The 12,918-nt window shown below is 41.0% G+C and carries 12 protein-coding genes and 1 riboswitch; of the genes, 11 read left to right on the plus strand and 1 reads right to left on the minus strand.

Annotation, left to right across the window (positions count from 1 at the left end; all coding sequences use genetic code 11):
- The first annotated feature begins 98 nt into the window (after nucleotides 1-98).
- Nucleotides 99-1,871: an excinuclease ABC subunit UvrC gene (uvrC, locus tag ACQKFG_RS12855; RefSeq protein ID WP_228467483.1), complete on the plus strand. Its 1,773-nt coding sequence runs from the start codon at nucleotides 99-101 to the stop codon at nucleotides 1,869-1,871.
- A 61-nt stretch (nucleotides 1,872-1,932) separates the two neighbouring features.
- Nucleotides 1,933-2,109: riboswitch (Lysine riboswitch) on the plus strand.
- An 88-nt stretch (nucleotides 2,110-2,197) separates the two neighbouring features.
- A complete protein-coding gene (locus tag ACQKFG_RS12860) occupies nucleotides 2,198-3,430 on the plus strand; it encodes an aspartate kinase (protein ID WP_427559433.1) in 1,233 nt (410 codons plus the stop codon).
- Nucleotides 3,431-3,492: 62 nt separating this feature from the next.
- Here ACQKFG_RS12860 and ACQKFG_RS12865 read toward each other — a convergent pair whose 3' ends face one another.
- A complete protein-coding gene (locus tag ACQKFG_RS12865) occupies nucleotides 3,493-3,963 on the minus strand; it encodes a YslB family protein (protein WP_214790844.1) in 471 nt (156 codons plus the stop codon).
- 384 nt (nucleotides 3,964-4,347) lie between these two features.
- Here ACQKFG_RS12865 and ACQKFG_RS12870 point away from each other — a divergent pair, with 384 nt between their 5' ends.
- The 9 genes from ACQKFG_RS12870 (at nucleotide 4,348) to ACQKFG_RS12910 (ending at nucleotide 12,830) form a co-directional block, all read left to right on the plus strand.
- Nucleotides 4,348-4,956: a succinate dehydrogenase cytochrome b558 subunit gene (locus ACQKFG_RS12870; RefSeq protein ID WP_192205994.1), complete on the plus strand. Its 609-nt coding sequence runs from the start codon at nucleotides 4,348-4,350 to the stop codon at nucleotides 4,954-4,956.
- A gap of 70 nt (nucleotides 4,957-5,026) precedes the next feature.
- Nucleotides 5,027-6,778 (plus strand): succinate dehydrogenase flavoprotein subunit, encoded by a 1,752-nt coding sequence (gene sdhA, locus ACQKFG_RS12875; RefSeq protein ID WP_192205993.1) that lies wholly within the window; start codon nucleotides 5,027-5,029, stop codon nucleotides 6,776-6,778.
- 17 nt (nucleotides 6,779-6,795) lie between these two features.
- On the plus strand, nucleotides 6,796-7,569 hold the full coding sequence (gene sdhB, locus ACQKFG_RS12880) for a succinate dehydrogenase iron-sulfur subunit (RefSeq protein ID WP_034308984.1): 774 nt from the start codon (nucleotides 6,796-6,798) through the stop codon (nucleotides 7,567-7,569).
- 268 nt (nucleotides 7,570-7,837) lie between these two features.
- Entirely contained in the window at nucleotides 7,838-8,317 is a 480-nt protein-coding gene (locus ACQKFG_RS12885; RefSeq protein WP_192205992.1) for an acyl-CoA thioesterase, read from the plus strand.
- 106 nt (nucleotides 8,318-8,423) lie between these two features.
- On the plus strand, nucleotides 8,424-8,648 hold the full coding sequence (locus tag ACQKFG_RS12890) for a helix-turn-helix domain-containing protein (RefSeq protein WP_028392149.1): 225 nt from the start codon (nucleotides 8,424-8,426) through the stop codon (nucleotides 8,646-8,648).
- A gap of 222 nt (nucleotides 8,649-8,870) precedes the next feature.
- Nucleotides 8,871-9,314 carry a MarR family winged helix-turn-helix transcriptional regulator gene (locus ACQKFG_RS12895; RefSeq protein ID WP_192205991.1) on the plus strand — a complete coding sequence of 148 codons (444 nt, stop codon included), beginning with the start codon at nucleotides 8,871-8,873 and terminating at the stop codon, nucleotides 9,312-9,314.
- Nucleotides 9,315-9,324: 10 nt separating this feature from the next.
- On the plus strand, nucleotides 9,325-10,128 hold the full coding sequence (gene racE / locus ACQKFG_RS12900) for a glutamate racemase (protein ID WP_098370035.1): 804 nt from the start codon (nucleotides 9,325-9,327) through the stop codon (nucleotides 10,126-10,128).
- A 289-nt stretch (nucleotides 10,129-10,417) separates the two neighbouring features.
- Nucleotides 10,418-11,497 (plus strand): GerMN domain-containing protein, encoded by a 1,080-nt coding sequence (locus ACQKFG_RS12905; protein WP_342614253.1) that lies wholly within the window; start codon nucleotides 10,418-10,420, stop codon nucleotides 11,495-11,497.
- A 214-nt stretch (nucleotides 11,498-11,711) separates the two neighbouring features.
- A complete protein-coding gene (locus ACQKFG_RS12910; RefSeq protein WP_427559440.1) occupies nucleotides 11,712-12,830 on the plus strand; it encodes a GerAB/ArcD/ProY family transporter in 1,119 nt (372 codons plus the stop codon).
- Nucleotides 12,831-12,918: the final 88 nt, after the last annotated feature.

Consider the following 12,918-nt stretch of genomic DNA (forward strand, 5'->3'; position numbering starts at 1 on the left):
AGATAGCTAAAAAAAGCTTCAAGTCTGCGGACTTGAAGCTTTTTTCGCTATCTTGATATATAATGATTGTAAAAATGGGAGAACAGGAGGCTGAATGCATGAATCAACAAATAAAGAATAAACTTGCCCTTCTTCCCGATCAACCTGGTTGTTATTTAATGAAGGATCGTCAGGGAACGATCATATATGTAGGCAAAGCGAAGGTGTTGAAAAATCGTGTCCGTTCTTATTTTACGGGATCTCATGATGGAAAAACATTTCGGCTCGTGAATGAGATTGAGGATTTCGAATACATCGTCACCTCTTCCAATATCGAGGCTCTTATTTTAGAGTTGAACTTAATCAAAAAACATGACCCAAAATATAATGTCATGCTAAAGGATGATAAGACGTATCCTTTCATCAAGCTGACTGCGGAACGCCACCCACGTCTAATCATTACGCGAAAAGTAAAAAAAGACAAAGGGAAATATTTCGGTCCTTATCCGAATGCATTTGCAGCTAACGAAACGAAAAAATTGCTCGACCGCATCTATCCCCTAAGAAAATGCAATACATTACCAGATCGCGTTTGTCTCTACTATCATCTTGGACAGTGCCTGGCCCCATGTGTATATGAAGTAGAGGAACAGGAATATAAAAAAATGGTGGATGATATCAACCGGTTCTTGAACGGCGGGCATACTGAAATAAAAAAAGAACTGACTGAAAAAATGCTAGTGGCATCAGAAGAGCTCGATTTCGAGAGGGCCAAGGAGTTCCGTGACAAGATTGCCCACATTGATATTACGATGGAGAAGCAAAAAATGATGACGACCGATTTCATCGACAGGGATGTATTTGGGTTTGCCTATGATAAAGGCTGGATGTGCGTACAGGTATTTTTTGTTCGGCAGGGTAAATTAATAGAAAGGGATGTTTCACTTTTTCCGGTCTATGATGAACCCGAACAGGAACTTCTTACATTCCTCGGTCAATTTTACGAGATTACGAACCATTTTAAACCAAAGGAAATCTTGCTGCCTGAATCAGTGGATGCCGAAATGGCCGAAGGACTGCTTGGGGTCAAAACGATTCACCCCAAAAGGGGGGCGAAAAAAGACATGCTTAAATTGGCGAATAAAAATGCCTCCATCGCCCTTCAGGAAAAATTCTCTTTGATTGAAAGGGATGAAGAAAGAACGATCAATGCGGTGGAAAACCTCGGGAACCAACTGGGTATCTACACCCCGCATCGAATTGAAGCTTTCGATAACTCCAATATCCAGGGAAGTGACCCTGTTTCCGCTTTAGTCGTGTTCATTGATGGGAAGCCGGAAAAAAGAGAGTACCGAAAATATAAGATCAAGACGGTCCAGGGACCTGATGATTATGAATCGATGCGTGAAGTGGTCAGAAGAAGGTATTCACGAGTATTGAAAGAAGGGCTGCCGCTTCCGGACTTGATCATCATTGATGGCGGAAAGGGACATGTCGAAGCCGTTCGGGATATTTTGGAGAATGAATTGGGCCTTGAGATTCCGCTTTCAGGCCTCATTAAGGATGAAAAGCATAGGACATCGCAATTGATGATCGGAAATCCTCTTGAAATCGTACCTCTTGATTCTCGGAGCCAGGAATTTTACCTATTGCAAAGAATTCAGGATGAAGTGCATCGGTTCGCTATTACTTTTCATCGCCAGCTACGCGGGAAAAATGCGGTTCACTCCCAGCTTGATGATATTCCAGGAGTCGGGGAAAAAAGAAGGAAGCAATTATTAAGGCATTTTGGATCATTGAAGAAAATCAAAGAGGCAACAGTCGAGGAAATCATGGAAGCTGGTATGCCAAAAGGGGTAGCCGAGGGAATCGTTAGAAAATTACAAGAATAATCTTGCTACCGATAAATCACTATGCTATGATTAAAAGGAATTTTTAACTAGACAACTTAAAAGTGCTGATAGAGGTGCGGAATTCAAGAGTAAAGACCTGGAGAAGTATGAGCTTCCATGAAAGGTTTTGAAAGGGGATGACGCCGAAGGAAGACAAGACTCATACCTTGTTTTCCTGGTCCGACATTTAATAAATGGCGGATTGTCAGGGTTTATACCCTGGAGAGCTATCTCACTGTGTTTACAGTATTGGATATGTGATCACAGCAATGAGATATTTCTCATTGCTTTTTTTATTGCCTAAAAAGTAGAGAGGGTGCATGAGGATGGCATTAATCGTTCAAAAATTCGGCGGAACATCCGTCGGTAGCGTAGAAAAAATCAAAAATGTTGCCAATCGGGTAATCGAGGAAGCGGAGAATGGAAATGAGGTAGTCGTCGTTGTTTCAGCCATGGGGAAAACAACGGACCAATTGGTTGCCATGGCCCGTGATATTTCCGGAAACCCGAGCAAAAGGGAAATGGATATGCTATTGACTACTGGGGAACAGGTAACGATTTCCCTGTTAACGATGGCATTGATTGAAGAAGGGCATGAAGCCATTTCTTATACTGGCTGGCAGGCTGGCATGCAAACGGAATCCGTTCATGGGAATGCCCGAATTTTAAACATCGATGCTTCAAGGATCCAAGCTCAGCTTCAACAGAAGAAAATAGTGGTCGTGGCCGGTTTCCAAGGTAACGACGTAAATGGGGAAATCACTACCTTGGGGCGAGGCGGTTCCGATACGACGGCGGTTGCCATCGCCGCCGCGCTGAATGCGGATAGATGCGATATTTATACGGATGTAACGGGTGTTTTCACAACGGATCCACGCTACATAAAAGGCGCGCGAAAACTCCAATCCATTTCTTACGATGAAATGCTGGAACTTGCCAACCTGGGGGCGGGCGTCCTTCATCCAAGGGCAGTCGAATATGCAAAAAATTATCAAATTCCGCTTGAAGTCCGTTCAAGCATGGTGAGAGAGTCAGGAACGATCATTGAGGAGGAAGCAACTATGGAAGAAAATTTAATTGTACGCGGCATTGCTTTTGAAGACAGTATTACGAGGGTCACAATTTATGGTTTGCCCCAATCACTTGGTGCATTATCCACAATCTTTACGACACTTGCGAAAAACCAAATTAATGTGGACATCATCATACAAAGCATGACAGCCGAGGATACGACCAATCTATCTTTTTCCACAAAAAGTGAAGATACGGAAGCGGCCTTGATCGTGCTGGAAAATAATAAAGAACAATTGGGATTCGACCGGGTCGAAACGGAGAGCGGGTTGGCCAAAGTGTCCATCGTCGGATCTGGTATGGTATCCAATCCCGGAGTGGCTGCCGAGATGTTTGAAGTGATGGCCAATACAGGCATCCAGGTGAAAATGGTCAGCACATCGGAAATTAAAGTTTCGACTGTCGTCAATGAAAAGGAAATGGTGAAGGCGGTTGAATCCCTTCATGAAGCATTTAAACTTGGTCAGCATGCAAATGTGCTAGCTTAAGTGCAGGAGTCCAATAAAAAACAGACTTCCGGTAAAAAGGGTAAGTCTGTTTTAAGGGCTAATTAGATTGGATCTCTGGGATCCCATTGGATGGTGAATATCACTTTTTTTGCGCGGCGTTTGATTTCTTCCGTTGATTCGCTGAGGAATTTTTTTTGCAGTGAAAACTGCTCGGCAAGGAAACCGGCTTCAAGCTGGAAGTGACAATCAGGGTGTAAGTCCAGGCGGCGGCTGATTATTTCACCCGTCAGGGATAATTCCATCTCGTGTTTCGTATACTTCAGGATTTCCAGATTTCCCCATCCGGCACTTTGGAAAAATTCAATAACTTCCTGATCGCCATTCAATGGAAATTTTCTTGCTAATTGTTTACCTGCCCAATAGAGGATTTGATTAGAGTCTTTTCCGAGAATATCGTTCAATAGAACTTCTCTGATTAATTCGTACCCGAAAGCTGGAACTTTGAATTCTTCAGTTTGAATTTCTTCAGTTTGAATCTCTTCTTCTATCGCAGCAGCAATATTTTTTTTCATAATTTATCGCCTCTTTCTGTAAATCTATTATAAACGTATTTCTTTTGCAAATTATACTGTTTTTTATTTATTTAAATAACAAATGGAAAAAAATGATAAATTATAGCGGGATATTAATAGATTAATTTGTAATTTCTCCAAAATATATACTTGATAGATTAAAAGTTGACAATTTAATCCAATAAAATCTATTCTGAAAAAGAGATTTCTTGTATCCGTTTTCTTGACGCACATTGAAGTCAGGAGTAAAATGGACATGTCACATAATTGTAAAGGAAGTATAGAGGAGTTTTTTTGACTCTATACTATATTTTCACGCGGAGATAAAAGGTAGCCACCAGATTATCTTTGCATGATTTTTCACAAATTAAGGGGGGGCACTTAGTGGCAAAGAATCGTGAGTTTGGGAATCGCAGGCTTCATTCACTTCTAGGAGTAATTCCAATTGGTCTATTCCTAATTTTTCATTTATCGGTAAACTTTATGGCAACAAAGGGAGAAGAGACTTTTAATGGGGCAGTTCATTTGATTGAGTTTACGCCCGTAAAGCTTTTGGTTGAATGGGTCGTCATCTATCTACCAATCCTTTTCCATGCTGTATACGGAATTTATATTGCCTTTACAGCAAAAAACAATTTGGGGAGATTTGGATTCTTCCGTAACTGGATGTTCATGCTGCAACGCTTGACTGGAATCATAACATTGATCTTCCTTGTTTGGCACATTTGGGAAACTAGAGTCCAAGCAGCTCTAGGGGCAACAGTTGATTTCGATATGATGGCAGAAATTTTCTCTAATCCATTCATGATCGGGTTCTATATTGTCGGTATTATCTCAGCAATTTTCCACTTTGCTAATGGATTATGGTCATTTGCAGTGAGCTGGGGTCTGACAGTTTCACCAAGATCGCAAAGAATCATGACATACTTTACATTGATCGTTTTCGTTCTTCTTTCTTATATCGGAGTTAGCGCAATTTTCGCTTTCGTATAAGAAGATAGAGTTCATTTATAAGTATTAGGAAAAACATAGCTTGGCTAATGGAAATAAGGGAGTGACAGAATTGGGTAAAGGTAAAATAGTTATCGTTGGTGGAGGTCTAGCTGGATTAATGGCTACGATCAAAGCAGCAGAGCTGGGACAACAGGTTGATTTATTTTCTTTAGTGCCTGTTAAACGCTCTCACTCAGTTTGTGCCCAAGGCGGAATTAACGGGGCAGTAAATACAAAAGGTGAAGGGGATTCTCCATACATCCACTTCGACGATACAGTTTATGGCGGAGATTTCTTGGCTAACCAACCGCCGGTTAAAGCGATGTGCGAAGCAGCACCATCGATCATCCACATGTTTGACCGTATGGGTGTAATGTTCAACCGTACTCCGGAAGGTCTTCTTGATTTCCGTCGTTTCGGTGGTACTCAACATAGCCGTACAGCATTCGCTGGTGCAACAACTGGTCAGCAATTACTTTACGCATTGGACGAGCAGGTTCGCCGTTATGAAGTTGAAGGCCTTGTAACGAAATATGAAGGCTGGGAATTCCTTGGAGCTGTTATCGATGATGAGCAAACAGCACGCGGTATCGTAGCTCAAAACCTGACTTCAATGGAAATCAAATCATTCCCTGGCGACGCAGTCATCATGGCGAGCGGCGGCCCTGGAATCATTTTCGGTAAATCAACTAACTCAATGATCAATACAGGATCTGCAGCATCCATCGTTTATCAACAAGGTGTAAATTATGCAAATGGTGAGTTCATTCAAATTCACCCGACAGCAATCCCTGGAGATGATAAGCTTCGTCTAATGAGTGAATCCGCTCGTGGTGAAGGTGGACGTATCTGGACATATAAAGACGGAAAACCTTGGTATTTCCTTGAAGAAAAATATCCTGCTTATGGTAACCTTGTACCTCGTGATATCGCGACTCGTGAAATCTTCGACGTATGTATGAACATGAAGCTTGGTATTAACGGAGAAAACATGGTTTACCTGGATCTTTCTCATAAAGACCCTAAAGAACTTGATATCAAACTTGGCGGAATCATTGAAATTTACGAGAAATTCATGGGTGAAGATCCTCGTAAAGTTCCAATGAAAATTTTCCCTGCCGTTCACTATTCTATGGGCGGACTTTGGGTGGATTATGACCAAATGACTAACATCAAAGGTTTATTCGCTGCAGGTGAGTGTGATTACTCACAACATGGCGGTAACCGTCTTGGTGCGAACTCACTTCTTTCTGCAATCTATGGTGGTTCAGTCGCTGGACCGAATGCTGTTAAATATATTGAAGGCCTTGATAAAACTTCAGAATCCATTCCTTCTTCATTGTATGAAGGGTACGAAAAACAAGAACAGGAGAAATGGAATGAAGTCATGTCTCTTGATGGTAATGAAAACGCGTATATTCTACACAAAGAACTTGGTGAGTGGATGACACAGCATGTTACTGTAGTTCGTTACAATGACAAGCTGAAAGAAACGGATAACAAGATTCTTGAGCTGATGGAACGTTACAAGAAAATTAACATCAACGACACGGCAAAATGGAGCAACCAAGGAGCTGCCTTCACTAGACAGCTTCAAAACATGATGCAATTAGCTCGTGTAATCACAATTGGTGCTTTAAACCGTGACGAAAGCCGCGGAGCTCATTACAAACCTGATTTCCCAGAACGTAATGATGATAAATTCATGAAAACAACGATGGCGACATTCAAAGGCTTGGATCAAGCACCTGAATTCCACTACGAAGATATTGATGTATCACTTATCGCACCGCGTAAACGTGACTACACAACGAAACACTAAAGAGGGGGAGCAAAAAAATGGTTGAAACTAAATCTGAGACTAAAACAGTCCGTTTTATAATCACTCGTCAAGATACACCGGATTCAGCTCCTTATGATGAGGAATTCGAATTAGCGTACCGCCCGAATATGAACGTAATTTCCGCTCTAATGGAAATTCGTCGTAATCCAGTAACTGTACAAGGCAAGCACACTACAGCAATCGCATGGGACATGAACTGTCTTGAAGAGGTATGTGGTGCTTGTTCAATGGTTATCAATGGTAAACCAAGACAATCATGTACAGCTCTTATCGATCAATTGGAGCAGCCAGTTCGTCTAGCTCCAATGCGTACATTCCCTGTTGTTCGTGACCTGCAAGTCGATCGTAGCCGTATGTTCGACTCATTGAAAAAGGTAAAAGCATGGATTCCTATCGATGGAACGTACAATCTTGGACCAGGACCTCGTATGCCAGAAAAGAAACGCCAATGGGCTTACGAGTTATCTAAATGTATGACTTGCGGTGTTTGTTTGGAAGCTTGTCCGAACGTAAACAGCAATTCAGACTTCATTGGGCCACAACCATTATCGCAAGTTCGTTTATTCAATGCACATCCAACAGGTGCAATGAACAAAGCTGAACGTTTAAATACGATCATGGGTGATGGAGGGCTTGCAAACTGCGGTAACTCGCAAAACTGTGTGCAGTCTTGTCCGAAAGGCATTCCATTGACGACTTCAATTGCCGCGTTGAACCGTGATACTACGATCCAACAATTCCGTAACTTCTTCGGCAGTGATGAAGTTTAATAACGAACATGAAAGAACCTGTATCTTATGATATGGGTTCTTTTTTTATTGCTTTACGCACGCTGACTTGGTTAGGAATCGATTGCAATATAAAAACGATTGATAACTGGGATTAAAGTGTAAATGCGGCCCAAGCCAACGGTGAACATTTGATTAATGAAGTGAGCTTGATAAAATTAACCTGCTTCAATAGAAAATCCTTTTCATTATCGTTGTTTTCTTATAAAATGAGTGAATAGTCATTCAATTCAGAAAGGGTGTGCACAAGTTGGGCAGAATATCATATATCGATAATATAACGGAGTGGATCAATGATTTTTCTTTTAATCATGAGATTAAGGTCCGCTTTTCGGAAACTGATATGTTTGGGCACTTGAATAACACGATTCCTTTTACTTATTTTGAGGAAGCTCGGATTGAGTATTTCAACAGTATGGGGTTCATGAAGGATTGGGCCTCAGCTGAATGCGGTGAGATGCCGGTTGTTGCAAATTTACAGTGTGATTACCTGAAACAGGTGTTTTTCAATGATCAGTTGACAATCCATGTGAAAGCTGACCATATCGGAAATTCTTCAGTGGACTTGCATTATATGGGGACCAAACAAGATGGTTCAATTTGTTTAACGGGCAGGGGGACGATTGTACAAGTCTCAAAGGCCACCGGAAAGCCCGTACCTTGGACGGAAGAGATGAAACGATCGATGTGGCATACAGAGTTGAACAATCCTAAAAATATTTCCATTTAGACAAGTAAAAGAGTCACTCCATTGCGCCAGCCGACATACTATATCTTGACTAAATAGACACCCACTCCGGGTTTTATGCTGGTGAAGGCAAGGAGGGTAACATTACTTGAAGGAGAACGAATTCACTCATAAGCCACTACTCACCAAAAGAGAAAAAGAAGTATTTGAGTTACTAGTACAAGACAAAACAACAAAAGAAATCGCAGGTGAATTGTTTATTAGCGAAAAAACAGTTCGAAACCATATTTCGAATGCGATGCAGAAGCTTGGAGTTAAAGGACGTTCGCAGGCAGTCATAGAACTCCTTCGTATGGGAGAACTTAAGCTTTAATGTGTTAACTCTTAATACGTAAGCCTTATAAATAATTTCTCTCCCGTTTATTGGCAGCATATAAGGAAGGGCAAAGCAACCTGGTTGTTTTGACTTCTTTGGATGCTGCTTATTTTTATGTATGGGGTTTCATAATGCTTCCAGGCAATCAATCTTGAAAATCATTTCACTTTCATCCAAAATGGTAGTATGATAAGTTTCATGAAGTGGGGAGCTGTGTGTATGGATGAAGAGAAGCAGTCGGCATATGTAGCCGATATCGAGAGGGAATTGCGCTATGTATCGACATGGCTTAAACAAAGGGGAAGAGAAATTCTCCATGATTATAAAATTACCATTCCTCAATTCGTGGCTTTGCAATGGCTTTTTGAATCAGGCGACATGACGATTGGTGAATTGTCCACGAAGATGTTCCTCGCCTTCAGCACAACGACGGACCTGATTGACCGCATGGAGAAACATCAGCTTGTTCAGCGTGTCAGGGATGAAAAGGACCGGCGTGTGGTTCGAATTCACCTTCTTGAAGAAGGTGAAAGGATTATCGAAGAAGTAATTAATAAACGGCAGCAGTACTTGAGTGGCGTGTTAGTCAATTTTAACGAATCTGACATCAGGTCCCTCAAAGGGATTTTAGCAAAACTACATCTAGAAATGAAAGAAAAATGAGGCGAGTTTTTTGAAACAACCGATAGGCATCATTGATTCAGGGGTAGGCGGCTTGACAGTAGCTAAAGAAGTCATGCGTCAGCTTCCAAATGAAAATATAATTTACTTAGGTGATACAGCAAGATGCCCTTATGGGCCGAGGACTAAAAAAGATGTCCAAACCTTCACATGGCAGATGACGAGGTTCTTGATGAAGAAGGATATAAAAATGCTGATCATCGCTTGCAATACGGCAACTGCAGCTGTACTGGATGAGATCAGGGCAATACTTCCGATTCCTGTGTTGGGTGTCATCCATCCAGGGGCAAGGGCGGCATTGAAAGTTTCTGATTCCTTGCATATTGGCGTTATTGGTACGGAAGGCACGGTAAAAAGCAAAGCTTATGATGACGCGCTTGCTTCCATCAATTCCGATGTGAAAGTAGATAGTTTAGCATGCCCGAAATTTGTCCCAATCGTGGAAAGCGGGGAGTTTCAAGGGGGTATCGTCAATAGGGTCGTGGCACAAACCTTGAACCCGTTGAAGAAAACGAAGATCGACACATTGATCCTTGGCTGTACCCATTATCCACTGCTGGGGCCTGTAATCTCTTCCTATATGGGGGATGAAGTACAAGTCATTTCCTCTGGGGAAGAGACGGCCCGTGAGGCAAGTGTCATTTTGGATTACTATAAATTAATCAATAAAAGCAAGCTCCGTCCAGTTCATCGCTTTTACACAACCGGTTCAAGAGATATGTTTGGTTCCATCGCTTCGAGCTGGCTCGGTATTCATGTCAATGACATCGAAACAATTAAAATTGATCACTTATAAGGCTTCCATTTGGAAGTCTTTTTTTTTTGGTGGGGAAAAATGAAAATATATAGTGCAACCCAGGATGGATATATCGCTAGAGAAGTTGAAGCCTAGTTGGGCTTTTTCAAGGGATAGAAAGGGAATTAAGATTGTTCCAATCAGGATTACCTGAAACCCCAATGAAGCTGAAAAAGATGCAGCAGTAAGGGCAAGTTGCCCGGCTCCATTATCAGAGAGAAAAATAATTGGTCTATTTTCCCCTAGGGCTCGTATAAATAGGAGTACAAACTGTCCTAGGAGTGATTTTATGTCCAATAAATCAAAAGTAACAATGGCTGTGACCATTCTGGCATCTTCTTTTTGGCTTTCGGGCTGCGGATTATTTGGCGGTGAAGAGAAAAAGGAAATTGATCCACCAAAGGATGTTACATTAGTCGAGGATGAATCTTCATTGAAAGAAACAGAAACGAATGGTGGGGAAAAGCCAGCGGCTGATGGAGAAGAAGGCGCTGTTGAATCTAAAACGGTGAAGACGGAGTTATATTTAATTGATAAAAGCGGGTATGTGGTTCCACAGACATTGGAACTTCCTAAATCGGAGGCTGTCGCTAAACAGGCCCTTGATTACCTTGTCAGTAACGGGCCAGTCACGGATAAACTTCCAAATGGGTTCAGGGCCGTCATTCCTGCCGATACCCAAATAAGCGTGAACATTAAAGACGGAGTGGCTGTGGCGGACTTTTCGCCGGAGTTCAAAAACTATCAGAAAGAGGATGAACTTAAAATCCTTCAGGCCATTACATGGACCCTGACACAATTCGACTCGGTCGATAAAATCAAAATGAGAATCAATGGAGAAGATATTTCCGAAATGCCGGTCAATGGCACACCGATAGATGAAAATATCTCAAGGTCGTCAGGAATCAATATCGATACGAGTGACGTAGTCGACATTTCCAATACAAAAGCACTGACCGTTTATTATGTAGGCGGTGACGAGGAGTACACTTATTATGTTCCGGTGACGCGCAGGATCAGTGAAACGGTGTCTGATAATGTAACAGCCGTCATTAAGGAATTAACGAAGAGTCCTTCGGGTTCTAGCCTGCAAACAGGGTTCATGAGTGATGTAGCTTTACTTGACGAGCCTAAGGTGGCAGAAGGTAAGGTCAGCCTCAATTTTAACGAAAATATCCTTGGAAGCTTTAAAGAGAAAAAGGTATCACAAGAAGTACTTGATGCCTTGGTCCTTTCTTTAACGGAACAGAAAGGAATTGAAAGCGTTGAAGTACAAGTGCAGGGCAGCGCAGATGTACTTAATGAAGAAGGAAAGAAATTATCCGAACCAGTGGTCCGTCCAGAGAAAGTCAACACAGGCAGTTTTTAAAGAACGATATTATATTTAGAAATAGCACAATGAGGCAGCCTGAAGCTGTCTCTTATTTTTTTGCCTCCAGAATTGAATAACCACCTTTTTAGAGCCCCTGTCGTATAAACCTTAATTATTGCATTAGTTGAAAAGTATCGTGAGAAAGTTTTTACATAAATAAATTTTTAAAAGGGGAAATTACTTATAACAATGCAATCAATGGGGGGGTATTATGGATCAAAAGGTCATTCAGGCTGTACACATCTATGTTTTAATCATTATGAATACAGGATTCATGGTACATGTCCTGCTCCTTCCCAATATCTTGACCGCATCTCAACGCGACGCATGGATAAGTGTCATAATAAGTGTTGTTCCCTGTATCATATGGACCCTTTTTATTTTTTATATTTATAAAAAACTAGATAAAGAAGATATAATTGCTTTTCTGAAAAAATGGTCTACACCTTTCGTTACATATATTTTCACAATATCATTTGGGTTGTACTTTATATTTAACGCCTTCATTACCGTCAAATTTACAGTGATTTGGGCAAAGGCTAATTATACTCATGACATACCAAACATCGTAGTCGTTAGCCTATTCACTTTTACTTGTATGTTTGCAACCTATAAAGGAATACGCACCATAAGCACTTTGGCTCTCCTGTTTCTTCCGTTCGTCACTTTTTTCGGGATATTTGTGGGGCTGGGGAATACGAGTAATAAGAATTATGAATTATTGTTCCCGATATTTGAAAGCGGGTATCGCAATACTCTAAATGGAATTTTGTATACGAGTGCAGGATATTTGGAAATTATCGTTTTTCTATTTTTGACTCCTTACCTGAAAGGTAAGCTAAAAGCCAAGTGGCTTTTATTAGTTGGTGTAATTTTAATCATGCTTACGTTAGGGCCCCTCATGGGAGCGATTGCAGAATTTGGTTCTGTGGAAGCAGCGAAAATGAGGAATCCAACTTATGAACAATGGAAGTTGTTAAGGTTTGGCTATTATATTACCCGACTCGATTTCCTGTCCATTTTCCAATGGCTTTCAGGTGCCGTGATTCGAATAAGTTTATGTTTATTTATAGGATATAAATTAATCTCAAATTCAAAACATCAGAAGTGGATACTGCTTTCCCTATATTTGATGATTTTTTTTGGGACGCTAATCCATTGGGATGCCACTTCATTTTTTTATTTTATATACAAATATTTCTTTCCAATCAGTAGTCTGTTTCTTTTGAGTGCTGCAATTATACTGTTATTCCTTATTCCATTTGCGCCAACTTATGGACCCCAAAACAAACATCATGGTGTTGTAACAGCAAAAGAAACCTTTATATGATATGTTCGTTCAGCGAAAAAAACATCACTGTCGCCTTATTTTCAACCCATTTTAAACCTATCAAATCTTGTTTACTTACGAAACCTTT

This window comes from Peribacillus sp. NPDC076916, from assembly GCF_050269675.1.
Lineage (GTDB): Bacteria > Bacillota > Bacilli > Bacillales > DSM-1321 > Peribacillus > Peribacillus aracenensis.